At 61.2% G+C, this 26,314-nt stretch carries 23 protein-coding genes and 3 pseudogenes; 7 read left to right on the top strand and 19 right to left on the bottom strand.

All coding sequences use genetic code 11. The features are described 5' to 3' along the window. Positions 1-118 precede the first annotated feature (118 nt). Positions 119-1,312, top strand: a complete 1,194-nt coding sequence (locus tag QA644_RS23380; protein ID WP_283074002.1) for a carboxymuconolactone decarboxylase family protein — start codon at positions 119-121, stop codon at positions 1,310-1,312. A gap of 358 nt (positions 1,313-1,670) precedes the next feature. On the opposite strand, the gene QA644_RS23375 is transcribed toward QA644_RS23380, so the two are convergent. The 3 genes and pseudogenes from QA644_RS23375 to QA644_RS23365 form a co-directional block, all read right to left on the bottom strand. Beyond that, positions 1,671-3,200, bottom strand: coding sequence for a SulP family inorganic anion transporter (locus QA644_RS23375; RefSeq protein WP_283073521.1), 1,530 nt, complete (start codon positions 3,198-3,200; stop codon positions 1,671-1,673). Between the two features lie 4 nt (positions 3,201-3,204). Next, a complete protein-coding gene (locus QA644_RS23370) occupies positions 3,205-3,909 on the bottom strand; it encodes a carbonic anhydrase (protein WP_194731526.1) in 705 nt (234 codons plus the stop codon). A gap of 478 nt (positions 3,910-4,387) precedes the next feature. Further along, positions 4,388-4,754: pseudogene (locus QA644_RS23365) on the bottom strand (helix-turn-helix domain-containing protein). A 108-nt stretch (positions 4,755-4,862) separates the two neighbouring features. On the opposite strand from QA644_RS23365, the gene QA644_RS23360 reads away from it, so the two are divergent. Together QA644_RS23360 and QA644_RS23355 are read left to right on the top strand one after the other, a co-directional pair. Beyond that, positions 4,863-5,741, top strand: coding sequence for an NAD(P)-binding domain-containing protein (locus QA644_RS23360; RefSeq protein ID WP_283073520.1), 879 nt, complete (start codon positions 4,863-4,865; stop codon positions 5,739-5,741). After that, positions 5,738-6,154, top strand: a complete 417-nt coding sequence (locus QA644_RS23355; protein ID WP_283073519.1) for a GFA family protein — start codon at positions 5,738-5,740, stop codon at positions 6,152-6,154. The genes QA644_RS23360 and QA644_RS23355 overlap by 4 nt, the downstream gene beginning before the upstream one ends. A gap of 279 nt (positions 6,155-6,433) precedes the next feature. On the opposite strand, the gene QA644_RS23350 is transcribed toward QA644_RS23355, so the two are convergent. Together QA644_RS23350 and QA644_RS23345 are read right to left on the bottom strand one after the other, a co-directional pair. Next, a complete protein-coding gene (locus QA644_RS23350) occupies positions 6,434-6,850 on the bottom strand; it encodes a GFA family protein (RefSeq protein ID WP_283073518.1) in 417 nt (138 codons plus the stop codon). 277 nt (positions 6,851-7,127) lie between these two features. Next, positions 7,128-7,309, bottom strand: a pseudogene (locus QA644_RS23345) (hypothetical protein). A gap of 196 nt (positions 7,310-7,505) precedes the next feature. On the opposite strand from QA644_RS23345, the gene QA644_RS23340 reads away from it, so the two are divergent. The 3 genes from QA644_RS23340 to ligD (QA644_RS23330) are packed head-to-tail and all read left to right on the top strand — an operon-like array spanning position 7,506 to position 10,292. Further along, entirely contained in the window at positions 7,506-8,405 is a 900-nt protein-coding gene (locus tag QA644_RS23340) for a Ku protein (protein WP_283073517.1), read from the top strand. Between the two features lie 14 nt (positions 8,406-8,419). After that, on the top strand, positions 8,420-9,238 hold the full coding sequence (locus QA644_RS23335) for a Ku protein (protein ID WP_283073516.1): 819 nt from the start codon (positions 8,420-8,422) through the stop codon (positions 9,236-9,238). Positions 9,239-9,242: 4 nt separating this feature from the next. Further along, positions 9,243-10,292 carry a non-homologous end-joining DNA ligase gene (ligD, locus tag QA644_RS23330; protein ID WP_283073515.1) on the top strand — a complete coding sequence of 350 codons (1,050 nt, stop codon included), beginning with the start codon at positions 9,243-9,245 and terminating at the stop codon, positions 10,290-10,292. A 275-nt stretch (positions 10,293-10,567) separates the two neighbouring features. On the opposite strand, the gene ligD (QA644_RS23325) is transcribed toward ligD (QA644_RS23330), so the two are convergent. The 6 genes and pseudogenes from ligD (QA644_RS23325) to QA644_RS23300 all read right to left on the bottom strand — a co-directional run bounded on the left by ligD (QA644_RS23325) (position 10,568) and on the right by QA644_RS23300 (position 15,054). Further along, complete coding sequence (gene ligD / locus QA644_RS23325; RefSeq protein ID WP_283073514.1) at positions 10,568-13,210, bottom strand: DNA ligase D; 2,643 nt, start codon at positions 13,208-13,210, stop codon at positions 10,568-10,570. A gap of 144 nt (positions 13,211-13,354) precedes the next feature. Then, on the bottom strand, positions 13,355-13,666 hold the full coding sequence (locus QA644_RS23320) for a DUF982 domain-containing protein (RefSeq protein ID WP_194731537.1): 312 nt from the start codon (positions 13,664-13,666) through the stop codon (positions 13,355-13,357). Between the two features lie 124 nt (positions 13,667-13,790). Then, on the bottom strand, positions 13,791-14,366 hold the full coding sequence (locus QA644_RS23315) for an alpha-ketoglutarate-dependent dioxygenase AlkB (RefSeq protein ID WP_283073513.1): 576 nt from the start codon (positions 14,364-14,366) through the stop codon (positions 13,791-13,793). Positions 14,367-14,387: 21 nt separating this feature from the next. After that, entirely contained in the window at positions 14,388-14,582 is a 195-nt protein-coding gene (locus tag QA644_RS23310; RefSeq protein WP_283073512.1) for a hypothetical protein, read from the bottom strand. A 53-nt stretch (positions 14,583-14,635) separates the two neighbouring features. Further along, positions 14,636-14,870: pseudogene (gene rpsU / locus QA644_RS23305) on the bottom strand (30S ribosomal protein S21). Positions 14,871-14,901: 31 nt separating this feature from the next. Then, positions 14,902-15,054, bottom strand: coding sequence for a hypothetical protein (locus tag QA644_RS23300; RefSeq protein WP_194731539.1), 153 nt, complete (start codon positions 15,052-15,054; stop codon positions 14,902-14,904). A 199-nt stretch (positions 15,055-15,253) separates the two neighbouring features. On the opposite strand from QA644_RS23300, the gene QA644_RS23295 reads away from it, so the two are divergent. Next, on the top strand, positions 15,254-15,574 hold the full coding sequence (locus tag QA644_RS23295) for a nuclear transport factor 2 family protein (RefSeq protein ID WP_246763467.1): 321 nt from the start codon (positions 15,254-15,256) through the stop codon (positions 15,572-15,574). A gap of 422 nt (positions 15,575-15,996) precedes the next feature. Here the strand turns inward: QA644_RS23295 and QA644_RS23290 are convergent, their stop codons facing one another. The 8 genes from QA644_RS23290 to QA644_RS23255 are packed head-to-tail and all read right to left on the bottom strand — an operon-like array spanning position 15,997 to position 26,298. Beyond that, positions 15,997-17,622: a GMC family oxidoreductase gene (locus tag QA644_RS23290; protein WP_283073511.1), complete on the bottom strand. Its 1,626-nt coding sequence runs from the start codon at positions 17,620-17,622 to the stop codon at positions 15,997-15,999. Beyond that, positions 17,619-19,148 carry an FGGY-family carbohydrate kinase gene (locus QA644_RS23285; protein ID WP_283073510.1) on the bottom strand — a complete coding sequence of 510 codons (1,530 nt, stop codon included), beginning with the start codon at positions 19,146-19,148 and terminating at the stop codon, positions 17,619-17,621. The genes QA644_RS23290 and QA644_RS23285 overlap by 4 nt, the downstream gene beginning before the upstream one ends. Positions 19,149-19,182: 34 nt before the next feature. Further along, positions 19,183-20,025 carry a class I fructose-bisphosphate aldolase gene (locus QA644_RS23280; RefSeq protein WP_283073509.1) on the bottom strand — a complete coding sequence of 281 codons (843 nt, stop codon included), beginning with the start codon at positions 20,023-20,025 and terminating at the stop codon, positions 19,183-19,185. Beyond that, on the bottom strand, positions 19,998-21,746 hold the full coding sequence (locus tag QA644_RS23275) for a glycerol-3-phosphate dehydrogenase/oxidase (protein ID WP_283074001.1): 1,749 nt from the start codon (positions 21,744-21,746) through the stop codon (positions 19,998-20,000). The genes QA644_RS23280 and QA644_RS23275 overlap by 28 nt, the downstream gene beginning before the upstream one ends. A gap of 12 nt (positions 21,747-21,758) precedes the next feature. Next, entirely contained in the window at positions 21,759-22,754 is a 996-nt protein-coding gene (locus QA644_RS23270; protein ID WP_239601248.1) for an aldo/keto reductase, read from the bottom strand. Continuing rightward, complete coding sequence (locus QA644_RS23265; protein ID WP_283073508.1) at positions 22,751-23,758, bottom strand: sugar-binding transcriptional regulator; 1,008 nt, start codon at positions 23,756-23,758, stop codon at positions 22,751-22,753. The genes QA644_RS23270 and QA644_RS23265 overlap by 4 nt, the downstream gene beginning before the upstream one ends. Position 23,759: 1 nt before the next feature. Continuing rightward, positions 23,760-24,749 (bottom strand): ABC transporter permease, encoded by a 990-nt coding sequence (locus tag QA644_RS23260; RefSeq protein WP_183923502.1) that lies wholly within the window; start codon positions 24,747-24,749, stop codon positions 23,760-23,762. Between the two features lie 22 nt (positions 24,750-24,771). Continuing rightward, positions 24,772-26,298 carry a sugar ABC transporter ATP-binding protein gene (locus QA644_RS23255; protein WP_283073507.1) on the bottom strand — a complete coding sequence of 509 codons (1,527 nt, stop codon included), beginning with the start codon at positions 26,296-26,298 and terminating at the stop codon, positions 24,772-24,774. Between the last annotated feature and the right edge of the window lie 16 nt (positions 26,299-26,314).

Genomic DNA, 26,314 nt, shown 5'->3' with positions numbered 1-26,314 from the left:
AACTGAATGCAGCCATCTAATCGAATGGGTCGCGTCGCCCATCTCACACCTTACAAAGGGCGCGCTCCTAGAGAGCTTAGCGCGTCACAGGGATAAGACCATGGAAGAGGAAAGCCAGATGAAGAACATTGCCGCAGGCATCGCCATTTCCGCTCTCGCCGCGGCAGGAGTCGAGGCTCAGGAACGTCGCCGGGTCGCTCCACCCGCCGTCTACGACGTCGCGCCCGGCCTTGCTCACTTCACCGACGATGTGCTCTTCGGCGAGGTTTGGGAACGAGCAGAACTTGCATCTCGCGATCGCAGCCTCGTCACCGTCTCGGCGATCATCTCGACTGGCAAGACGGCGCAGATCGGCGGTCATGTCCGGCGCGCCCTCGACAACGGCGTCAAAGCCGAAGAGATTGGCGAACTGATCACCCAGCTCGCCTTTTATTCCGGTTGGCCGAACGCCATCTCCGCCGTAGCAGAGACTAAAACGGTATTTGACGAGCGCAACATCGCTCCGGTCAAGAACAGTGTGACGGCCCGGATCGAGCTCGAGGCTGCCGCCGAGGCGGCTCGCGCAGCGACGGTCAATGCCTCCGTCGCTCCGACCGCCGCGGGTCTTGCCGATCTCACAAACCGCGTGCTTTTCGGGGACCTCTGGCAGCGGCCAGATCTTTCGGCCCGCGACCGCAGCCTGGTAACGATGTCGGCGCTGATTGCCATTGGACAACCGGAGCAGCTTCCTTTCCATGCGAACCGGGCGATGGACAACGGCTTGACCCGCGCGGAAGCATCCGAGGTCGTAACCCAGGTTGCCTTCTACGCGGGTTGGCCACGAGCCATGTCCGCAGTTCAGGTGCTCCAGCGGGCGTTCGATAGTCGGGAGGCCGCCTCTAAAGCATCTGCGGCCTCTGCCGATCTTAAGATAACCCGCGTCAATCAGGGCCGGGCCAGGGCTCCCGAACAATATTTCACGGGCGAGGTTGAGACCTCTGGCTTCTATCGGGGCGATACGCCCGCCAGCATAGGAGGAGCGACAGTATCCTTCCCGGCTGGAGCCCGCACGGCATGGCATACCCACCCGCTTGGTCAAACGCTCTTCATCATCTCCGGCCGCGGCTGGATTCAGACAGAAGGAAAGCCTATCGAGGAGGTCGGACCGGGCGACGTGGTCTGGATACCGCCGCTGGTCAAGCACTGGCACGGCGCCTCGGCAGGCGAGCCGATGACACATTTTGCAGTGGCCGAAGCCCTAAACGGCAGTTCGGTCACCTGGATGGAGAAGGTTTCCGACGAAGACTACGGCAAGGGTCGCGAAATCGATTGAGTGGCCGGAGGAGCCTGACGGAGAAATCGATGCGGAAGAGGATCTAAAAACGAACTCTTCCAAAGGCTCTGTCTCTGAGCAGCCGGCTTCATGCGAGCGGGGCTCGCGTTCTTGCGCGGTTGGGCCATAAGGTGGGCCTGGGCACCGCGCAATCCATAGAGCTCCACGAGCTGGGTGGCATTTCTGCGGCAAATCATCCTCGCAATTACGGAAGCAAAATCCACAAATGCGACGTGATCGCACCCGGTTGGAGCGTTCTCTAGCTCCCGCCATCATGGCGGGTTCATTACAGGCTGCCGGTTCAGTGAGACGGGCTTTAGACGGGAGGGCAACGGAAGAATTGCCCTCCCGCGAACAATCAGGCGGCTTCTGCAGAGAAACGTGCAAATAGCGGCTTAAGGCGAGGATGACGCGCCGCCTGAGGCGGATGAATCTCTACGGTTCGGCCGGATTTCGTCTCGCGCCTGAGCCATTCGCTGATGGTCTCTGCACTAGTGTGATCCATGTAGAGCAGGTGTTTGCCGATAATACTGACTTTACGGCCTTCGGGCAGCCCTTCGAGCGTGCTAAGCAGCACCGGCACGTCCTTGCAGGTGACCGCTCCGCCCAGTCGGACATGAATTTCATCGTCGACCTCGGAATGCCTGATTGCGAGCTTTCGGCGCAGATAAGGAAGAATCTCGAGGATCGACAGCGCAAGGCCGAGCGCCACCCCGACCAGCAGGTCCTGCAGGACGACCATGGCCACCGTGACGGCCCAGATTCCAACCGGCATGAGACCATGGTGTTCGAACAGGTGGCGCACATGGTGAAGGCTGATCAGCCGCCAGCCGGTGACGAGCAGCACGGCGGCGAGCGCCGTCAAGGGTACCATTTCCAGCAATCCCGGCAAAAGCGCAACAAGGCCGAGGATCCATACGCCATGCAATACTGCCGAGGTCCGCGTGCGAGCCCCAGCCTGGACGTTGGACGATGAACGGACGATGACACCGGTGATAGGCAATGCCCCAAGCAATCCGCAAAGCCCGTTACCGACGCCTTGGGCGAAAAGCTCCCTGTTGAAGCGCGTGCGTCCCCCGTCATGCATGCGGTCGACAGCGGCCGCCGAAAGAAGCGTTTCGGCGCTCGCAATGACGGCAATCATCAGGATCGTCAAGATAATGCCGGGCTGCGCTAGCTGGCCAAAATTCTCGGCCGTCGGTATCGATATGCTCTCTGCCAGTGAGGCAGGCACTTCCACACGGGCAATCGGGAGTTCAAGAGTGGTCGTCAGGACCGTCGCGGCAGCAACCCCGACAAGCGCCCCCGGAACCAGCGCCAGCCATTTGGGCCGGAATTGTTCCCAGCAGACCATGGCGAGGAGGGCGATTAGACCGACCAGTAGCGCGACGGCCTCGTTGGTCACGCTGGCGCCCCACAATCTACCGACACTCTCGTTTATCGCGGTGACATTCTCGATGCCGCCGGCGGCAGGTTTGGCATCCATGAGCACATGGACCTGTCCGAGGATGATCAAAATGCCGATGCCGGCCAGCATGCCATGAACGACGGCCGGCGAAATTGCTCTGAACCAGGAGCCGATCCTGAGGAAACCCGCCAAGATCTGCAGGAGGCCGACGATGAGCAGCACGGGACCGAGCATGGCAACGCCGTACTGTTCGACGAAGCCGAAGACGATGACGGCAAGACCGGCGGCAGGCCCGGAGACCTGAAGAGGCGAGCCTGCCAGCAGGCCGACAACGAGGCCTCCTATGATACCGGAGATAAGCCCCATGGCCGCTGGTACCCCGGAGGCGATCGCAATTCCCAGGCAGAGCGGAATGGCGACAAGAAAAACCACCAGAGACGAAGCGAGGTCGCGCGAGAATGCAGAGCCGTTGTTTATCATGGCACTACTCCCCGCCAAGCGTTGCGGCAACCCGCGGCATGACATGCGGGTGGTCTCGTCCTGTGATGGCGACCGGCAGCGGCTCGCCCTCCTGCACCTCGGTAAACGTCGCCAAAACCCCGTCATAGACTTGGACCTCGCCCGTCCCGATGTCGAAGAACCAGCCGTGCAGCGTGATCTCGTTGGTCGCAAGCTTCGCAGCCACCGACGGATGGGTCTTTAAATGGTCGAGCTGCACGACGACGTTTTCCATTGCTACCGCACGCACGCGGTCAGTTTCGGAGAGATCGTCGGGATAGGCTTGGCAAACAATCGAATAGGCGGCGTGGCTGTGCCGCAGCCAGGCTGCGACATTCGGCATTGGTTCCAGCATTTGCGGGTGGCACAGCCCTTTCATCGCCCCGCAATCGGAGTGACCGCAAACGACAATGTCGCTGACGCCGAGCGCCAGGATGGCATATTCGATTGCGGAAGAGACCCCACCATTGAGGGTCGAGAAGGGGGGAACGATATTGCCGGCATTGCGGCAGACGAAGAGATCGCCTGGACCGGACTGTGTTATCGTTTCCGGCATCACTCGGCTGTCGGCACAAGATATCATCAGGGCATGTGGCTGCTGGCCTTCGCGCGCCAGCTTGCGGTAAAGGGCCGAATGATTCGGAAACACGGCGCCACGAAAACTGGAGATACCTTTCAGGAAGTCACCCATATATCGGATCCTCTTTCTGGCCGGACGTCGGACTGGGAGGATGTCTCTCATCCGGCGGGTTGCAGAAGCGATCTGTTCGCAGATGCACAATAAAGGGCAGAACGAGAGCAAAAAAAGAGTCTCGCAGCATATTGCGTCGCAACATTTTTTGAACAAGACGTGATCTGGCTGATTGCCGCTCACGTCGCGAATTCCAAGATCGAACTGGTGCGATCCACGCCTTCGCGCGGGGTCCCGCCGCCGAACTCGCCGGTGATTCGCAGATGCCCTTATTCCGACGGACAGAACGGCATCATGATCCAGCACGATGCTTGAAAGAAGGTCCCACGAACTGGCCTGGCGGCTCCCATAGAACTGAAACTTTACCCGCAGTGGTGGTGGTGCTGTCCCGCTTGAGCGACAAGACAAGCGTCATCGGCTGCTCAACAAATACGGTGAAGCCGTAGCGCGGAACGGCGATTTTTCGGCAGGATCTGCCTCAAGCCCCCATCGCCAAGACGGGCCGACGCTCCTGCTCTGCCTTCTCCGCCATGCGGATTTCGTATGCCTTACCCCAGTGTGCCATCACGGTCACGGCATGGTTGAGGCTGCGGCCGAACTCGGTCGCAGAATATTCCACCCGCTGCACCTTCCCCGGAAATACCGCGGCTGATGAGATCGTCCGCCTCCATCTCGCGGAGCTGCTGGGCGAGGACTTTCTCGCTGATCCCTGACAGGATGCGCCTCAACTCGCCGAAGCGGCGGGGCGAGAGATTGATCTCCCAGAGGATGTCAGTCTTCCACTTTCCACCGACCACGTTGAGTGCACTTGCAAAGCCGCAATCGTCGTCCGGCAGGCGTTTCATTTCCGTTCTCCCCTTACTGCAGAGTAACCGCTTACCTGAAGGAACGCAATTTACCTCACCGACTTGCAGCCGTATCAAATGACGTCTCAAATATTGGAGTTCAATTCGATGACTACAATAGGGTTCTTCGGCGCGGGCCGGATGGGAGCTTCACTTGTTCGGACGCTCGCAAAAAGCGGCCATGAGGTGCATGTCTGGAACAGAACGGCGGCGAAGGCGGAAGCGCTGGCGCCGTTCGGTGTGCAGCCGAAACTAACGCCGGAAGCGGCGGCGGCTGAGGCCGAGATCGTCTTCGTCAACCTGCTAGACTATGCTGCCTCCGACGCACAGCTGAGAAAGCCGGAGGTCACACAGACGCTGAAGGGCAAGCTCCTGGTGCAGCTCACCTCGGGCTCCCCAAAAGCGGCGCGCGACACCGGCGCCTGGGCGACCGGCCACGGGATCGCCTATCTCGACGGAGCCATTATGGCGACACCAAATGTCATCGGAGAACCCGAAACGCTGATCCTCTTCGCCGGGTCGAAGTCGCTTTACCAAAAGCACGAAAGGGTATTTGTGGCGCTCGGCGGCAAATCCGCCTTCCTCAGCGAGGATTTCGGGGCTGCATCGGCCCTCGACAGCGCCCTTCTTGGGCAGATGTGGGGCACGTTGTTCGGCACGCTTCAAGCGCTCGCCATTAACAGGGCAGAAAACATTAATGCCGACACCTACGCGAGGTACCTCAAGCTCGTCCAGCCGGTCATCGACGGGGCCGAGCGGGACCTCATGCAACGGGTCCGCGACGGCCGCGACCGCGGTGACGATGAAACATTTGCAACAATCGCTGCTCACAATGTCGCTCTCCAGCATCTGCGGCATATCAACGCCGAGCGCGGCCTGAATCCGGTCCTTGCCGATGCCTTCGACAGCCTCTTCAGAACCGCCATCCAAAATGGTCACGTCGGCGACGATTTCGCGATACTGGCTCGTTTCATGAGGGCGCCATGACCGGTGCGGAAAAGCCCGTCGTCCGCACGGCACGCTGTTCCTGCGGCAGCCTGAAGCTGAGCCTCCGCGGCGCGCCGGAACGGGTCTATGCCTGCGCATGTCTGGACTGCCAGAAAGCGACTGGTTCGGCATTTTCCTACCGGGCGCGTTATCGCAAACGGGCCATCATCGCCGACGACGGCGAGCGACGGCGCTTCCGGCGCCTCACCGACAAGGGCCGCTGGATGGATCAGATCTTCTGCCCGAATTGCGGCACGCTGATCTACATGGAGGCTGAGGTGCTGGACGAGCAGATCGTCGTCTCGATTGGCTGTTTCGCCGAGCCAGATTTCGCGCCGCCAGCTGCGATCTTCTGGTCACGGCGCCGCCATGGCTGGTACGAGCCGAAACCGGAGATCCAGCTTGTCGAGTAGCCTCAATCCACTGCGACCGCGCTCAAATATTGTAAGCTTTTCACCGGCCCGAACCCATCCGCGGTGCTGCCATTCAGCGATCCCTTAGTGGCAAAATGGGGTCAAGAGGGGTGCCGTTGTACGGCGCATAATGTCTCCGTTTTTGCATTAAGCCGATGGCCTCCCCAACGCGTCATTGGAACCTTCATTCAGGAGAGACCGAGCTGGAAAGACTATATTACCCGCCTCTCGCGGCTTAGGCTTGAGCATTCTCTTCCGCGGTTTCCTCTCGCGGCCGCCTCAATCTGGATACCGATCGAATATTGGAAGCGCATGAATGTGCGCGGACCAAGGCAAGCGCTCGGCGACCTGAACCTGAATGTCAGGGGCAACCATCGTTGGGTCGTCGAGGGTGGCAATTTGCACGTCAACGATCCCGGGAATGAGGGCTTCGTTCAGATAGATAAGGCCTGTTCCACATGTCGCGCAGAAATGGCGGTGCGCTTGGCCGTTGGATGACCAGATGCGAGGTTCGCCTTTGGTAATTCGGAAGCTGCCGGCCTCTACCCCCATCCAACCGACCATCGGCGCACCGGACGAACGACGACAGTCCTCGCAGTGGCAGATCGCGGCGTGAACAGGTCGATCCGACTCATATCGAACGGCGCCGCAACGGCAACCGCCAGTTAGACGGCTATTGGAGCCGGCTTCAACCATTCCAGGTCCTCCCAATGCTTTGCATCATCTCACCGATTCAGCCCTATAGCACGAATCGCCACTCCTGCCTTGACCGCTGGCGAATTTCTCATGGGAATCTTCGCGAGTAACCTCATCAAGACTGGAGACAAGTCACAATGCAAGTGGCCGCATAGCACCGACCAATCCGGACGATCGGGGAACCGATCGAAGCACTTCAATGACATCCCCCCGTTTCGCCGCGCAGACGCTTAAAGCTCTTACCCGCCGTTGATGCCAGTTCAACGGCGAAACCTGGTCAGTGCTTAACCTTCCAATCGCCCCGGTCGCCCTCACCAGATTTTGCTTTGGTTTTGCCGTCCGGCGGCGATCGGCAGAAAGAGAGCCGCCGAGGTCGTCGCTCTCCTTGAGCTGTCCCTTTTCATTGCGGCGGACATAGCGTTCGTCGCTGCCTGTATCGATCAGTTCGGGCTTGGTCATCATCCATCCGTCAGTTGCGACTAACGAAGAACGCACGCCGGGGCAAAAAGATGTATCGAATCAAGGCTATGATGATGACTCGGAAAACGAGCCGCGACGCAAGGCTAAGTCATTGAAATTAGATTCGTTTCGAATCGGAACAATCGATCAGTGATTCGGTTGATTCGCGATTAGTTGGAGTCAGGAGTCCGCATAAATGGTTACCCCGCGAGCGAATTGGAAGGGCTACATCAAGTTCGGTGAAGTTGCGTTTCCGGTCGCGCTTTACACGGCCGCCTCGTCCTCCGAGCGGATCGCCTTCAATACCTTGAATCGCAAGACCGGCAATCGCGTCCGCCGCGAATTCGTCGATAGCGAAACCGGCGATCCGGTGGAGCGCGGTGCACAGGTGAAGGGCTTCGAGATCGAGGACGGGCGCTATGTTGTCCTCGAACCCGAAGAAGTCGCAGCTGCGATTCCAAATAGCGACAAGACACTGAAGGTCGAGGCATTCATTCCTTGCGACGAGGTCGACGACGTCTATTTCGACAAACCGTATTATCTTGCGCCCGACAAGATGGGCAGCGATGCGTACAAGCTCCTGCGCGACGGCATGAAAAAAGCCAAGGTCGCCGCAATCGCTCGCACGGTCCTGTTCCGGCGCCTGCGCACCCTACTTATCCGACCGCACGGCAAGGGCCTGATTGGATCGACGTTGAATTACGACTACGAGGTGCGTTCATCCGAAAAGGCGTTCGAGGAGATGCCGGACCTGAAGATTGAAGGCGAGATGCTGGAGCTGGCAAAGCACATTATCAACACCAAGAAGGGTGAGTTCGACCCGAAACAGTTCGACGACCGCTACGAGGAGGCGGTGGCCGAGCTCGTGAAAGCAAAGATGGAAGGCCGCACGCTGCCGAAGAAAGAGGCACCCCCAGCATCCAAACCGGGCGATCTTCTGCAGGCCCTGCGTGAAAGTGCCGGAATGTCCACGCCTGCCAAGAGCAAACGCACTGCGGCAAACGCCACCGCCGGCAAAGGCCGGCAAAAAGCCAATCGGGCCGCCGCATCCACGGCCCGCAGCACTGGTGGCGCCCACCAGCGTCGTGCTGGCTGATCGAAGAGGACACCATGGCTCTCCGCCCTTACTGGAAAGGCTATCTGAAGCTTTCGCTGGTTACCTGCCCGGTACAGATGATGCCGGCCACGTCGGAAAACGAAAAGGTGCGCTTCCACACGCTGAACCGGCAAACCCAGCATCGCGTCGTGAGCCACTATGTCGATTCCGTCACCGGCAAGGAGGTGAAGGACGAAGACGAAGTCAAAGGTTACCAAAAAGGCGAGAACGACTATGTCATTCTCGAAGACGAGGAACTCGAAAATGTTGCACTCGAGAGCACCAAAACCATAGACATCGAGGTGTTCGCGCCGCGCGATAGCGTTGGATGGATCTGGCTCGACACGCCTTACTACCTGTCGCCGGACGATCCTGTCGGCCAGGAAGCCTTCTCGGTCATTCGCGACGCCATGGCGGCCGAGAATATGGTCGGTATTTCCAGACTTGTCATCTCGCGGCGGGAACGCGCCGTCATGCTTGAGCCGCGCGGTAAGGGCATCGTGCTCTGGACGCTGCGTTACGGGGATGAGGTCCGCGACGCCGAGACCTACTTCGAGAAGATCGATGACGAGATGACCGACAATGAGTTGATGCCCCTGGTCCAGCAACTCATCAAAAAGCAGACACAACCCTGGAACCCGATGATGGCCTCCGACCCTGTCCAGGATAAGCTCCTCGACATCATCGAGGCGAAGAAGAAGCTGATGAAGAAACCCGCCAGGGCAAAGCCGAAAGGCAAGGACAAGGAAGAGCCGGCGCCAACCAACGTCATCAACATCATGGATGCATTGCGCAAATCGGTCGAAGCTGAAAACCGCTCGGAGAGGCAGTAGCCTCATGACGCGCCCGCGCCGACCCTCTTTGCCATTGCTCGACGTGTCTCATTCGGCGCTGCAGTCTCGTCCAATCCGCAAGCGCGATCCTGAGCAGCCGAACCTGCCTTTCGATCCGATGCCGCAGCGCGTGGAACCCTGCCTCGCGCTGCTGAAGAGCGTGGCTCCGCTGGGACCGGATTGGCTTTACGAGGTGAAGTGGGACGGTTATCGGCTCGCGATCCATATCGAACCAAAGGGTGTGAGCATCATTACCCGCGGCGGCCATGACTGGACGCACCGCTTTCCCTCGATCGCCGCGGCGGCAAAAGACCTCGGGGTGACGACCGCCATTCTCGACGGCGAGGCCGTTGTTCTCGACGATCAGGGCCGGTCGGACTTTGGCGCCTTGCAGCGTTCGCTCGGAGGTCGGGGCGGCAAACGGATCTCGACCGAGTCCATCCTCTACGCCTTCGATCTTCTCTATCTCGACGGATACGATCTCACTCGCACCGAGCTTGCCGTGCGCCGGCGCCTTCTTGAAGATCTGATACCAGAAGGCGGCAATGGGACGATCCGCCTTTCCGAAGCGATAGAACTGCCAGCCGAAGATCTCCTTGAGCACGCATGCCAGGTCGGCCTGGAAGGGATCATAGCCAAGCATCGGGATCAGCCTTACCGCAGCGGTCGGACTGGCGACTGGCTGAAGATCAAGTGCATCCAGAGTGAAAGCTTCATGGTCGTCGGCTATGAACAATCGGCATCAGCGCGCGGCGGCATCGGCAGTCTGCTATTGGCCGGCAAGAAGGGCTTCGACTGGGTTTATGTCGGGTCGGTCGGCACCGGTTTCACCAGGAGCGATGCCGAGTATTTGAAAAAGACGCTCGATCAGCTGAGAACGAACATGCCGGTGGTTCCGCTTAAGGGCAAGCGCTTCGTCTTCGCGCAGCCGACACTGATCGTCGAGATCGAATTTCGCGGCTGGACGCATGACCGCAATCTACGACACGCTTCCTACAAGGGGCTTCGGGAGGTCCAAGACAACGCGGCCGTCTTCGATGTGACGGATTGGTGATGGTAATAGATCACACCGTCGGCGCAGGAACAGGCGAGCCGCGCTTCGCGGAACCTGTTTAAAGGCGTCGAGATGATATAGGCGGCGATTGCTTCCCTGGAGGAGAGCGGCTTCGGCTCGTCAATGATGAGGTGAAGCCACTTCTCAAGCGCGAGCTGGATGCCAGCATGAAATCATCGGCTATGGCGATAAGCCAGCCGTCGTGCGCTTTGGCATGACGGCAACTCAGGCCATCAAGGCAATACGATGCGCAGCAGAGTGATTGCAGATGCCGCTCATGCGGCGGCTCTTGTCTTGCCCAGACGCTTAATCGCCTGCTCCAGCGGCCGCTGGGCATCACAATAGCCCTGCCAAGCCGATGTCTTTGCGAGCAGAACCGGCACAGTCCTGACCGTGAATCGCTTCGGATCGAGGTCGGATTTGACCTGCGTCCATGTCAGCGGCATCGAGACGGTGGCGCCCGCTCGGGCCCGTGGTGACAATGGTGCAACCGCCGTCGCCATGCGGTCATTGCGCAGATAGTCGAGGAAGATCCGGCCGTTCCTCAAGCTCTTGGTCATCTTGATCAGATAGAGCTCGGGATGGTCGCGCGCCATCTGCTGGCAGACGGCATGCGCAAACCCTTTCGCCTCCGACCAGGAGAGTGGCTTGCGTTTGTTGATGGCAAGCGGTGTGACCACATGAAGGCCCTTGCCGCCAGTTGTCTTACAGAAACTGATCAGGCCGAGTTCCTCAAGCCTGTCACGCATATCGCGGGCTGCTGAAACGACTGTGGAAAAGGGTACGTCCGGACCAGGATCGAGGTCGAAGACGAGCCGTCCCGGCACTTCCGGCTGCTGCGGCTCGCAATTCCAAGGATGCAGTTCGACAGCACCGATCTGAGCGACGGCAGCCAAACCCTCGATCCGGTCGATCTGCAGATAAGGCTTCTTGTCACCGAAGACCTTTACCAGTTCGAGAAGGCTCGAGGTGCCAGGCATGGCATGTCGCTGGAAAAACTGCTCGCCACCGATCCCGTCGGGCGCGCGGATAATGGAGCAGGGCCGCCCCTTGATGTGCTCGATCATCCAGGAGCCGACGGCTTCGTAATAACGGGCCAGCTCTTCCTTGGTGACGGGTCCCTTGTCATTGGCATCCGGCCACAGCGGCTTGTCCGGGTTGGAGATCAGCACGCCCATCACGTCCGCCTTAACACCCTTCCGCCGCGTTGACCTGGCCGCCGGAACTAGCAGAGCCGGCCCGGGCACGTCGGTTTTCGAAGGCTTCGCCGGCCGTTCGGCCTCGACTTCCTTGGCCGGCTTGTCATCGCGCAGTCCCTTAAAAGCAGCTTGGCGGACAAGACCGTCGGCGGTCCAGCCTGCGAATTCGATTTCCGCCACGAGTTCGGGCTTCAGCCAAGTGACCTCCGCCCCCTTCTTCGGCGCGCCGATGCCAGTAAAGGGCGATTTCGTCGTCTCGAGCGCCTTCAACTTCGCAAGGAGCGTTTCCACTTTCTTCGCGCCGTATCCGGTACCGACGCGGCCGACATAGACGAAGTTGTCGCCGTGGTAGACGCCGACCAACAAGGATCTGAACTTGCCATTCGTCTTGGCATAAGCCCCGAGCACGACCTCGTGGCCGGCCCGACATTTGGATTTGGCCCAGGTTTCGGTTCGGCCGGATTGATACGGCGCGTCCACCTGCTTTGAGATGATGCCTTCCAGCGACAGTTTGCAGGCAGATCTGAGGACCGCGTCGCCGCCAGTCTCGAAATGCTCGACAAACCGGATGCGGGGATTATTGCCTGCCTCGGCCAGCAGGCTCTGCAACCGCGCCTTCCGATCTACAACTGACAGAGATCGCAAATCCTCACCACCGTCGTAAAGAAGATCGAATGCGAAGTAGACGAGATCGCCGGCTTTGCCTTCCGAAAGCGCCGCTTGCAGGGCTGCGAAATCGGGCGCACCATTCTCGTCGAGGGCGCAGATCTCACCATCGATAATCGAATCGGGCAGTGCAGATGCCGCCTCGCCTATTTCGCGATATTTGGCTGTCCAGTCGAGGCCCTTGCGGGTCTTCAGTGTCGCCTCACCGTCCAGCACGCGCATCTGGATCCGGTAACCGTCGAACTTGATCTCGTGGATCCAGCCCTTGCCCACGGGAGGGCGCTCCAGGGTCTGACAGAGCTGTGGCGCGACGAAGTCAGGCAGGTCGACAGGCGAAACCGACGCCTTGCCGGCTCGCACATCCGATTTTCGCTCGTCAGCGGCCAGCCCTTGATGGCTGTCCCAGACCGCATCAGCCTGAACGTCGCCTCCTGCGACGATGAATGGTTTGGGCTTGCGCCCTTTGCCAGCGGCGATCATCTCCATTGTTCGGCCGGAGGCGACCGATGTGTCATTGTCCTCCAGGATCGCCGCGCCATTCTCCTCGACCGAGAACGCGTCATGGTGCTTGATCAGCAGCCAGTTGGTTCGCTTACCACGTTCGCGATCGTTGCCCATGCGCACCAGCACGAAGCCGCCATGCAGGCGTTTGCCTTCGAGGGTGAATTTGAAGTCGCCCCTTTCCAGAGCTTGCTTCGGGCTCTTCTTTCCTTCCGGCTTCCAATAGCCGCGGTCCCATAGCATCACAGTACCGCCGCCATACTGGCCTTTCGGGATCGTCCCTTCGAAATCGCCATAATCGAGTGGGTGGTCCTCCACCTCGACCGCTAACCGCTTGTCGTGCGGGTCGAGAGACGGGCCTTTCGTGACGGCCCAGGACTTGAAGACCCCATCGAACTCGAGCCTCAGATCGTAGTGAAGGCGGGTCGCGTCGTGTTTCTGGATGACGAAACGAGGGCGATTGCTGCGCGCAATGCGCCCTTCACCGCTCGGCTCAGCAGTCCTTTGAAAATCGCGCTTCGATCGATAGGTCGATAGTTTGTCACTGGCCATGATTGTTCCCGCAAACAGCGTCCGACAGCGAAATGCTGGTTGGCAGCTGGAAGTTCCATGATGGCGTTCCTCCAGCCGATCATTGGAAAACAGGAAGCTTGTACCAGGCCTCGTCTCTTCGGAGACGAGACCATCGCTGATGCTCTAGATAATGGCTACACGTGCTGGCCGGGCCGCGTGGATGGCCGGCCTTCTCTTCCACGGGGCCATGACGGCAGGCATGCCGGCTTCGAGACAAGCCGCCAGGAATGCCTCGCGCGCGATCACAGCGGGAATGGTTCCGTTGAGGGCACCCCGGCACGTCTTCACCGCGCGTTCATGGCGCTCTCCGTGGCGCAGTGGCCATTCGTTTTCGAGAAAATCCAACGCGTCGTAAGCGCCTGTGAAGGTCCGCTCCAAACCGCATTGCAGCCGAATCCTTACCGGCCGGGTCCATGGAACATCGTTGAGCGGCATCTTTTCCTCCTTTCATGCCACCAATGATCCTGACGAAATGATATTGGGAGTTGTCTCCGACTGTTCAAGACCGTGAGGCCAACCAGATCATCGCGCCGTTGTTCAGGGAATCTGCACGGTTCCGTCAACCGATCTCCCGGAAGGTAATGGAATAGCGAAGCTGCCCGACAGGCGGGATGGAGTGCTCCCATTCGCTCCGGGCGGGACCCGACAGCAGGTAGACGGAGCCCGGCTCGGCAATCACCGAGACACGCTCCCAGTTCGGGCCGGCGGGGCGCCTCAACCTGAAAGTACATGGCGATAGCAATGAGACACCGACGACCCTGCCGAACACTTTTTTGTCCTTATGCCAGCCGATCGGCGCGCCCGGCGCATATTCGGTGATCAGCGCCTGTTGCAATCCATCGGGTTCGATACCGGCGAAATCTGCCGCAAGGGTGCGCACGGGCAAAAGGAACGGCGGAACGTCGTCAATGCGCCTCACCCGCTCCCTATCGAAGTCATACTTCCAGCCATAGGAGATGACCTTTCGTTTGCCCTCAAAGCCATGAAAGTCGAAGGGTTTCAGCGGCAATTGTCTTATCTCTCGAAGCAGATCCGACTGGACCGCCTCGGGAACGACGGCGGGTTGATAGCGGAAGCCCTCGGGCAATCGCGTCTCCGCTTCAGCAAACAAGTCTCCTTGCGGCGAAATGCTCATGGTCAGTTCCTCGCCGGCGTGTCAGTGGACACGCGGCGTTTTGACGACTGCGGCGAAATCTTCTGCCACCAGTTCGCTGATCGCAATCAGGACTTCCTCGGCCGAGAAGCCAGAAGCGATCGTAGTGCGGATCAGATCCTGCAGATCAGGCTCGACGACATCGCGGCAATCTTCGAGCCGCTCGTCCGAGATTGTTATGCTGTGCAATTCTTCCATCGTTCGACCTTTCAAGGTTTCGGCTGCCGGCTCAATGTGCCGGCGGGCCAAAATCATTTACGGGCAGACGCTCGGCGCATGGCGATAGGCAGAAGGCCCTCGCGCTGCATCTTCTTGCGGACTGCCTTTTGCCATTTGGCAATCACCTGGGCTCGTTCGCGAACCCGACGTTCCGACGGTTTCTCGTAAGCGCGGCGTTCCTTCATCTCGAGGAACAGGCCTTCGCGCTGTATATCTTTTTCACCGCGCGGCTGGCCTGTTCGACATCTCTCTGACGATGACCTGCATCTGCTTCTTCCCTTATCATTGTGGTTTATGTTCAGCCGAGTTGCTTGGCAATGATCGCCTCCAGTTCCCTGCGCGTTAGAAGGCAGGGGTACGGCTTCCAGTTGTTGTCCGGCCGAGCGACGACGTCACCGCGCTCGCGCGGCTTCATGACCGCAGGCGCGGTAGCAATGCTTGTCTTGTTCAATCGAGTACCTTAGCAGTACAGGCGGCCACACCTCGGCCGCCCTTTTGACACGCGGATTGTCGACCTCATCAGGAGCAAGCCGCGCGGTATGGGATATGTGGGTGATTGCCAAAAGATAAGAGGTGCCCGTCTGCATTACAAGGCGGTGCACAGCCGCGGACATAGATGGGTGAATGGAGGCGCTCAACCCTGCGCGTCGTTGACCACGATAGCTCGCAATGGCAGAGAAGCGGTTTCAACGGCAGCCACGCTCCGAGGAAGAAGCGTTTCGCTGGGGGACGAATATCTCGGTGCGATCGCAGCCGGGCAGATCAAATATCGCGCCTGGGAAGCGGGTGACATCGCGGTCCGCCTCTACAGCTTCGCGGCGGTGATACGCTACCGCGCACGCCTCGAAGTCGTATTCAACGGGCATCCCGTTCCGCCCGGAGACTACTGGCACACGGACGCTTACGAGCATCGCGACGGCGTCTGGACGGTCGTCTGGTCGCAGGCAACAGCCATCAGCCGCCAAATCTAACCACACAGGAGCGCCTTTGACATGAGTGGAGGTCATGCCGTGCGCCGTCGTGCGCTTGAAAGAGACGCATCAATCGGATCCATTCCCGTCGAACCGCAGATGTGATGACGCTCAATGGCGAGCGCCCTTTCTGGGAAAAAGGTCCCCATTCTTTATGCGATGACGAAGACGACAGAGAGGGGTCGGTTGCCGGAGAACCCGCGAGGCTGGATCAAGTCTCGGTCTTAAGCTCATGGGTGGACTCGTCAAGTGATGGTCCATGGCGGCTGATCTGCCGCACAATCACCAGCACAACACAGAAACTGGCTCGCCTCTCGTAGAATCGCTCTGCACAGATTAGGCGCCTTAAACGGATCAGAACTGGAGCCTCGCTCACTGCGATTGAACGCGAACGTCAGCGCTGGCACATTTTCAATTAATGCTCACAACCGCTTCAGAATGATTCCCGAAGCCTTCTCCGCGATCATAATCACCGGTGAGTTCGTGTTGCCGGAGACAATCGTCGGCATGATAGAGGCGTCGACGATACGCAATCTATCGATCCCGTGCACGTTCAGCGTCGGATCCACCACCGCCAAAGTGTCATTCCCCATCTTGCATGTGCCGACTGGGTGAAAAATGGTCGTCGCGATGTCGCCCGCCCTGCGGATCAAATCCTCGTCGCTGTCGTGCTCCCGACCGGGAAGGATTTCCTGCGGCCGGAAGCGCGCGAGCACCTTCGTTTTCATAAGGCTGCGGGCGTGGCGGATGGACCGTGCCGCCAAAATCCGGTCGCCGGCGGTGGAGAGATAATTCGGGCGGATTTCTGGCGGCAGCGCCGCGTCGCGCGTCGTCACATGCACCGTCCCGCGGCTTTCGGGCCGGAGATTGCAGACGGACACCGTTACAGCCGGATAGCGATGGAGCGGTTCGCCAAGCCGATCGGTGCTGAGCGGTTGGACATGGTACTCGAGATCGGCCGTCGCGACGGCCGGATCACTCTTGGCAAAGATACCGAGCTGGCTCGGCGCCATGGAGAGCGGGCCGGACCGGCTGATGGCATATTGCAAACCCATGCCGACGCGGCTGAAGAGACTGTGATAGAGCTGGTTCAGTGTGCGCGCGCCTTCAATCTTGAAAACCGTGCGGATCTGAAGGTGGTCCTGAAGGTTTTCTCCGACACCCGGAAGGTCGTGGTGGACGGGAATGCCGTTGGCCGAGAGCACCTCCGGCCGGCCGACGCCGGACAACTCCAGGATCTTCGGAGAGTTGATCGCGCCAGCCGACAGCACGACTTCTCGGGATGCGCGAGCGAAACAGAGGCGGCCGCGATGCTGGAAGCGCACGCCGGTGACCGTCTTTCCGTTGAATTCAAGTCGTTCAGTTTCGGCGCCTGTGAGCAGGCGCAGATTCGTGCGTTTCATCGCCGGCCGCAGGAAGGCTTTTGTTGTGTTCCAGCGCACCCCGCCGCGCTGGTTGACCTCGAAATAACCCGAACCCTCGTTGTCACCGTCGTTGAAGTCGCCGGTTTTCGGAATGCCGAGTTCTTCCGCCGCGTCGCGAAAGGCGTCGAGGATCGGCCAGGAGAGGCGCTGGCGCTCGACGCGCCATTCGCCGCCGGCGCCGTGCGCGGCGGACTTGCCACGATAGTTATCTTCTGACTTCAAGAAGTAGGGCAGTACGTCGTCCCAGCCCCAGCCCACATTGCCGGCCTGCCGCCAGCCGTCGTAGTCGGCGGCTTGCCCGCGCATATAGATCATGCCGTTGATCGACGAGCAGCCCCCAAGCAGCTTGCCGCGCGGATAGTTCAGCGCGCGGCCGTTGAGGCCGGCTTCCGCGGCCGTCTTCATCATCCAGTCGGTGCGCGGGTTGCCCATGCAATAGAGATAGCCAATCGGCACATGGACCCAATGGTAGCGATCCGAGCCGCCGGCTTCGAGCAGCAGGACCCGGTTCTTCGGATCGGCGGACAGCCGGTTTGCCAGGACGCATCCGGCCGAGCCGGCACCCACGACGATGAAATCGTAGCTGCCTTCGTCCACCGGCATTTCAGTGCTATGCATGGTCATGCCGCAGCTCCCGCCACCTGGCCTTTGGTTGCCGAAAGCCGCCGCCAGAGGGGGGTCATCGCTTCTGCAATATCCTTGTAGAGCGCATAGCGCCTGTTGTAGCGCGCCGTCAGCGCATCGTTCGGCTTGTAGTGCCGTTCGACCCGCACCATGGCATTCGCCCCTTCCGTGAAATCTGCAAAGAGGCCGACGCCCGTTCCCGCCGCAATCGCCGCGCCCAACGCGCCCGTTTCCCGCGAGACAGCGACGGAAACCGGCATACCCAGCACGTCGGCGAATATCTGCGGCCAGAGGCGGCTGCGCGATCCGCCGCCCGACAGCACGGCCTCGTCGAAGATGGCGCCCGCCTTGCGGATCGTCTCGATGTGCTGACGATGCCCGAAGGCCACGCCTTCCAGAAGCGCGCGAACCAGGTGCCCCTTGCCATGCCAGCCCGCAACTCCATAAAAGCCCGCCCGCGCATGGCCGTCCTGCTGGGCACCGTAGAGATAGGGGTGGTAGAGTGGATCGTCGGACGCAGGCTCGATCGCAGCCGCCAAAGCGCAGCAGGCGTCGAAGGGCGATACGCCATCCTGATGTTCCCCCTCGAAGAATTCCCGCACCAGCCATTCGAGATTGGCGGCCGAGGTCGCGCTGTTTTCCATCGCCATGTAACGGCTGCGGTCGAAGGTCGCGGACATGAAGACCGGCCCGTCGAGGGCGGGGCGATCGATGATCACCTGGTTGATGCTCCAGGTGCCTGCGATGATCGAGGCGCTGCCGGTGCGCGAGACGCCCGAGCCGAGTGCTGAAGCGACGACGTCGAACAACCCGCCGATGACTGGCGTGCCGGCTGCAAGCCCGGTTTGCGCTGCGACCTCTTCAGTCACGGTGCCAGCGATGTCGGCGCTTTCGATGAGCGGCGGCAGCAGGTCCATGCAGTCAGCCAGCCCATAGGCAGCCATCAGCGTCCGGTCGTACCGGCGGGCGGCGAGATCGATAAGGCCGGCGCCGGACATGTCCGAGACCTCGCTGACGCGACGGCCGGTCAGACGGTTGACGACGAAATCCTTGCAGAAGAACACCGTGCCGATGTGCTCGAAGAGCTCCGGCCTGTGACGCTTCAGCCAAGCAAGAAGCGTTGGCGTCTGCGACGGCCAGGGGCGCTGGCGGCCGATCGGATAGGTCCGGTCGCCCACGCCTTCCGCCGCCCATTCTTCGACGAGACCTATCGCCCGCGTGTCGAGCGACTGGATGGCGAGGAACGGTTCGCCGTTCCGGTCGAGCGCATAAAGCCCGTTGCCATGGCCGGCACAGCCGATTGCGGCGATATCGGTCGCCGCGATGCCCGCCTTGTCCAGACAGGTGCGGATGACGCGCTTGGCATGGGCCCAGAGCTCGCCGAGATCGCGCTCGACATGGCCGGGGTATGGCATGCGGCTGTGGCCCTCCTCCCCCGCATGCGCCAGTTCCTGGCCCGTCCGGTCGAAGATCACCGCCTTGATGACGGTGTTGCCGGCGTCGATCCCTAAAAGATAGTCTCCCATTCGCAACCCCTCCCAGGTTCGGTTGGTTACGCCTTCACCCCTGCTGATAGAGCGCGAAGGCGTCCTCGCTGCTCGCATCCTCGTGCACGATCGCCATGAGCCCGCGCACGACGGCGCTCGGATTGGCATGTTGGTAGATGTTGCGCCCATAGACCATGCCCACTGCGCCTTGCCGCATCAAGGCCGCGGACTTGGCGAACACGGCGCGCAGGTCTTCCTTGCCGCCGCCGCGCACCAGAACCGGGCAGCGCGCAGCCTCGACCACGCGGTGAAAATCTTCCGTATTCGTCGTCGGGTCCGCCTTGACTATGTCCGCGCCCATCTCGCGGGCAAGCCGCGTCAGCGTGACGATCTTGTCGGCATCGCCATCGACCATGTAGCCGCCGCGTTCGGTGACCGGCTGCATGACGAGCGGCTCGATCATCAGCGGCACGCCGTACTTTTCGCAGTCTGCCCGTACGCGAGAAATGTTCTGCACGCACTGGCGGAAGAGATCCGGCTCGTCCGGCAGCATGAAGAGGTTGACCACCACGCAGGCGGCATCCATCTGCAACGGGCCGATCAGCGGCTCCGCCTCGTTCTGCAACACCGCCCACATGTCGCGATGGCGGATCCGGTTATAGGGGTTGCCCATGTCGATGCGCATGACGAGCGCCGGCTTCTCCTTGCCGGCAATGTCCTGCAGCAGGTCGGCTTGGCCGTAGTTCATCTGGATCGCATCCGGCTTCGCATCGACCAGCGCGTTGACGATGGCCGGCATGTTCTCGAGTCCATCGAGGAAGGACGGTTCGTTGCACACGCCGTGATCGATCGCCACGTCCAGGCAACGGCCGTTGCCGAACAGCCGGTTCATCCGGATCTTGCGGTTGTCTCGCATGGTTCACTCCTTTGTTTGTTCCTTGCGGAAAGGGTTGCCTCCGCGACGCCGTGGCGCTCGCGCATGAGGGTGAGAAAACGGGTGCGCTCTTCGTCCTTGCGCTGTACTGGCCAGCCTTTCTCGTCGGCGAGGAGGTCGAGCGCGATTTCGGCCATGTCGAGGGAAAGCTCACCGGTGATGGCAAGTGTCGTGCGCCGGAGGAGCAGGTCGTCCAGATGCTCGACCGCCTCCGTGCGGATGAGATGCAGGAGCTCCCGGGCGCTGTAGCCGGCATGAGGCAAGAGGTTGTCCGGCCCCGCGGCGGTGAAGCGGGCGACGACCTTCGCATCTGTGCCATAGCGCTCGAAAAGCGTTGCGGCGCGATCGAGGGAAAGGCCTGTCGATTCCGACAGGTCCCGAATCCAGCCGCTACGGTCTACCGGAAATGCCCGTCCGCCGCCGAAAGTGCGGTCGGCCGTGTCGAGGCGGCGGTTCCGGTCAAGCCGTTCCAACGCCATATCCGCGGCGAGTTCGCCGAAGGAGCGGAAGGTCGTCCACTTGCCGCCGATCATGCAGAGCACTGGCGGCCCGCCGTCGCGGCCTTCGAGAACGGTGCAGTAATGGTCACGCGGGATGCGGCCGGTGAAGCTGTCATTGCTTGCCGGCAGCGGGCGCACGCCTGCGAACTGGAAGACGATCTCTTCCGGGCGGATGCGGACACCCGGCAACACGAAGGCGAGCGATTGCAGGATATAGTCCCGCTCGTCGGCCTCGCAGCGCACCGTTCCGGGGTCGTCCACGCGGATATCCGTTGAGCCGACGAGCACCTTGCCGAGATAAGGAAAGAGGATGCAGATGCGCCCGTCCTCGTTCTCGTAATAGATCATGTGGCCATCGAGCATGTCGCGAAGCCCCGCATGGTCGATGATGAGGTGCGAGCCCTTCGTGCCGCCGATCAGCGGCGCGGGACGAGCTGCCTCAGGAAAGAGCGCGCCATTGGCGATGTCAATCCAGCCGCCGGTCGCGTTGACGACCAGTGACGGCTTGATTGCCAAGGTTTCGCCCGAAATCCCGTCGTGCAGCAGAAACGCCCCGGCCGGTGCATGCTCGATCGTCGCATAGTTCAAGGCGCCGGCGCTCGGGCCGGCCAAGAGCCCATCAAGCAGGAGCTCAATGCCGATGCGCTCCGGGTGACTCACCCAGGCATCATAATAGGTGGCGGAGTTGCGGATCGCCGGATTGAGCGCCGGCCATTTCGAAAGCGTGCTCCTGCGACCGCGAAACTGATGGCGCGGCATCAGGGCGCGCTTGCGCGTCAGGAAGTCGTAGATGCTCAGTCCAGCCTTGATGGCGACGCTGCCGCGGCGGCTCGGCCGACGGGTGAGCCCCAGAAAGCGCACGATGCCGTTTGCCAGCCCGGAAAAGATATCGAAGATCGGCACCATGGTCGGCAGCGGGGCGACATAGTGAGGGGCATTGCGCAGCAACCGGTCGCGCTCGACGAGCGATTCCTGCACGAGGTTGAACTCACCGTTTTCCAGGTAGCGCAGACCGCCATGCACCATGCGCGAGAGCCCGGCGCTGGCCCCGGAGCAATAGTCGCCCTTTTCCACGATGAGCACGTTGACGCCCTGCAGCGCCAGCTCGCGGAACACGCTGAGACCGTTGATGCCGCCGCCAAGGACGCACACGTCCACCTTCGGGCTTCGGCGAAGCCCGTCCAATGTCTGTTCGCGGTTCATCATGACAATCCGTTATCCGTCCATGTTGGCCAGCTTCGCCGATAGGGCGGCGTCGATGGCCGCGAGATCTTCCGGAGACAGCCGAAGCGTGCCGGCCCGGGCATTGTCGAGTGACTGTGCCGGGTTGCGCGCGCCGCAAAGGGCAAAAGTCACACCTGGCTGCGCCAGTGTCCAGGCGATCACCGTCTGGGCGATGCTCGCATCGTGACGCTCCGCGACGGGCCGGATCGCGTCGGAGAAATCGCGGGCCTTCTGCCGGTTGGCGACGGAAAAGCGCGGATTGTCCTTGCGCTGATCGTCGCCGGAGAAGATCCGGTCCGGCCCGATGCTGCCCGAAAGTAGCCCGAGCGCCAACGAGGAATAGCTGAGCGTCGATACGCCGTTTGCAACGCTGAGCGGCAAAAGGTCCGCCTCGATCTCTCGATCGATCATGCTGTACCGCTCCTGGATCGCGTCAAGCGAGCCAGTGGCTATGTACTGCTCAAGCGCGGACCGTTTGACATTGCTGGCGCCGATGGCGCGGATCTTGCCGGCCCGCTGCAGTTCCTCCAGCGCCGCGACGGTCTCCTCGACCGGCGTCGTCACGTCCTGCCAATGGGTGATGTAGAGGTCGATATAATCCGTGCCGAGCCGGCGCAGGCTGTCCTCCACTTCATGGACGATCGAATCCCCGCCGAGATAGCGGTGAACCGGCTTACCGTCCTGGTCGAAGAAGTGATTGCCCTTATGCGTGTGCCAGACGAGGCCACATTTCGTGGCGATCACTGCCTTGTCACGCCGGCCGGCAAGCGCCTTGCCGACAATTTCCTCTGAGCGGCCGAGCCCGTAGGCGGGCGCCGTATCGATCAGGGTTACGCCGGCTTCGAGCGAGGCCTGAATGGCGGCGATGGATTGCGCCTCGTCGGTTCCTCCCCACATCCAACCGCCGATCGCCCAGGTGCCGAGCCCAACGGCCGACGCCTTGACGCCGGAGCGCCCGATCTCGCGGATCAGTTGTTCGCCGCTCATGCCGAAACCCCTTCCTTGGATGCAATTTCAAGAATGCGTGCCCCGGTCGCCTCGTCGGTGACAAGCGTGTCGAGATGGTTGCCGCGCAGGACGCTGAGGATCGGGCCCGCCTTGTTCGGGCCGCTGGCGACGCCGATCTTCATCGGGATCGAGGCGAATTCCGCCAGGGTAAGCGACACCAGCGAACGATTGAGGCTGTAGTCGCAGACCCGGCCCTGGTCATCGAGCAGATGGGCAAGCAATTCGCAGCTTGCGCCCGAGCGCTCGATCGCCACCCGATCAGTACTCGAGGAGGGATGCAGGTCGTAATAGCTGGAGTCGTCCGTTAGGATCGAGCCGATGCCGACCACCGCCACCTTCGCCTCGCGCGCACGTTTGAAGACGTCGGCGACAGAGCGCATGTTGATCAGCATCGCCCGCTGCTCGGCATCGTCGGCGAAGAGGGGCGCGTGGATCTGGTAGGAATGACCCCCGAGCCGGTCGGCCATCAGGGTCGAAACATGGTTGACGTCGGTATAGTGCTTGCCCTGGACGCATCCCGTTGCCGGAATGACCTCGACATCAAAACGGCGCGGCGGCTGCAGACCGGCGACGACGGCGCTCACCCCTTTGCCGCCAGTGATGCAGATTGTGTCGCCGTCGCCGAGCTCCTCCATCAGTAGGCGCGCCGCCGCCTCCCCGACTGCCTGGAGCGCGGTCTGCGGATTGTCGGAGACGGTCGGGACCACGATCGCGCGGCTGATGCCGCCGAGTGCCAGAAGCCGCTCCTCCATGTCGACCAGCGGCTCGACCGGGGACTTGATCTTGATCTCGACGAGGCCGAGCTGACGGCCGCGTTTGATGAGGCGGTTGACGGTGGCTTGCGAGATGCCGAGCTGGCCGGCGATCTGTGCCTGCGTCAGGCCCTCCATAAAGTGAAGGACGAGCGCCTGGTGCATCTGGCGGGCGATGACAATCTCCTCGCGCGGTACTGTCGTCTTGGGTTTCAATTTCGCAATTGGCATGTCAGGCAGCTTTCTGCTTGTGCAGGAAATGGTCGATCGAAACGGCAGCGAGCAGAATGCACCCCTTGATCATGTCCTGCCAATAGACTGAAACATCGAGCAGGATCAGAGAGCTGGTGACGACAGATAGAAGCGCGATGCCGAGGATGGCGCCGAGTATCGTGCCGGAGCCGCCGTTGAGCGAGGCGCCGCCGATCACCGCCGCAGCGATGATGTTGAGTTCCATGCCAACGCCGAAGGTGGGGGTCGCCGCGCCGAAGCGGGACATGTAGATGACGCCTGCGACACCGGCGAGCGTGGAACAGAGCACCGTCACCCAGAATTTCACCTGATTGGTCTTGATGCCGGAGTAGAGCGCGGCCTTCTCGTTGCTGCCCGTATAGAAGACTTTGCGGAAGGCCGTGGCCCGGCGCAGCAGGAAATCGAACAGGATGACGACGGCGACGAAGATCAAGATGACGTAGGGTACGCCGTAAAACGTGCCCTGCCCCACCGCCTTGAAGCCCGCCGGCAGCGTGAAGAGCGAGAGCGGCGTGCCCTTTGTGATAATGAGGCAAAGGCCTCGCACGATCACCATTGCCGCAAGCGAGGTGATGAAGTGGTTGAGACCCACGACCGTCACAAAGAAGCCCATTATGCCACCGATCGTGCTGCTCGCGAGGATGCCGATGAGCGAGGCCGTCCACGGGTCGAGCCCGGCGAGGAAGAGCGAGCCCGAGAGCACCATCGCGAAGCAGACCACGGAGCCGACCGCGAGGTCGATGCCGCCGACGATGAGCAGGATCGTCATGCCCACGACAACGATGCCTTCAACGGAAAAGCTCATCAGCATGGCGCGGAAATTGCCAAGCGTCAGGAAGTGCGGCGAGGCAAAGCTCATGATCACGCAGAGCGCGAGGATGATCGCGATCAGCCCCGCCTCGCGCATTGTGCCGATGCGTTTGAAGGACGCTGTCTTCGGTGCGCCTGTCGCCAACGTGTCGATTGCCATTCCCGTCTCTCCCACTTTGTCCTCACGCGGCATGGCTCGCCGCCTTTGCCGTGCCCACCCCCGAAGCGAGGCGAATCACGGCCTCCTCCGTCATCTCGTCGACGCCGAGCTCGCCGGCGATGCGCCCCTCGCGGACGACAAGCACGCGGTCACATAGCCCGAGGAGCTCCGGCATTTCCGAAGAGATAACGATGATGCCGATGCCCGACCGCGCAAGCTCGCGTAGTAGGCGGTGAATTTCGGTTTTCGCGCCGACATCGATGCCGCGCGTCGGTTCGTCCATCAGGATGACCTTTGGCTTCACCGCAAGCTGCTTGGCGAGCGCAACCTTCTGCTGGTTGCCGCCGGAGAGCGATTTGACCGGCGCCTCAATGCCGCCCATGCGCACCCCAAGCCGGCGCGCGAAATTCTCTGCCAGTGCGGCTTCCGCGCGACGGTTGAGCAGACCGATCGGATTGGTCAGCGACTTAAGGTCCGGTACGGAGATGTTCTGTGCGATGGACATCTCTAAAAACACGCCCGACCCCTTGCGGTCCTCGGAGAGATAGACGATGCCGGCCTTCACGGCATCGGAATAGGCGCGGATCGACTGCGCCTTGCCATGCAGGCGCACCGTGCCCGCCGAGCGCGATTTGAGCCCGCAGATGCCTTCGGCGATTTCCGTGCGGCCGGAGCCGATGAGGCCGCCGATCCCGAGGATCTCGCCCTTGCGCAGGTCGAAGCTCACATCATGGAACCGCTCGCCGTCACCGATATTGTCGGCCTCGAGGATCGCCTCCCCGGACGCGTCGTCCGCACGGAGCTTGTCCGGATAGAGCTGCGTGATCTCGCGCCCCACCATGCGGCGCACCACGTCGTCTGGCGTGATGTGGGCGATGTGGTCGGTACACACGTAGCGGCCGTCGCGGAACACGGTAACCCGGTCGCACAGGCTGAAAATCTCCGCCATGCGATGGCTGATATAGATGATCGAAATGCCGTTCGCCTTGAGGTCGCGGATGATTGCAAAAAGCTGCCGCGTCTCGGTTTCGGTCAGCGCCGCGGTAGGCTCGTCCAGGATCAGTACGCGGCAGTCGAGCGTCAGAGCCTTGGCGATCTCGACCAGTTGCTGGCTGGAAATCGGCAGGTCCGCGACCTTGCGGCGGACGTCGATCGCGGCGAGACGATCCATGACGGCCTGTGCATCGCGCTCCAGCGCGCGATAGTTCATGAAGGGAGCACGGCGGCAGTTGGTCGCCGCCATGAACATGTTTTCGGCCACGGTCGCATCCGGGCAGAGGGCGATTTCCTGATGCACGAGCCCGATGCCGAGCGATTGGGCGGCGGCAGGGGAGGATATGCGCACGACCTTACCATCTACGCGAATTTCGCCTTCGCTCGGCTGCAGCACGCCGGCGATAATGTTCATCAGCGTCGATTTGCCGGCGCCGTTCTCGCCGCAGAGCGCATGGACTTCGCCGCGCTCCAGCGTGAAATCGACGTCGGTCAACGCCTTCACCGCCCCGAAATGCTTGGTCACGCCATGAATGCTGAGCACCGGCTCTGCCATCGTCTTCCTCCCTCTC

Origin of the sequence: Rhizobium sp. CC1099, assembly GCF_029714385.1 — a bacterium.
Lineage (GTDB): Bacteria > Pseudomonadota > Alphaproteobacteria > Rhizobiales > Rhizobiaceae > Rhizobium.
This window is presented reverse-complemented; position numbering and strand designations above follow the sequence as displayed.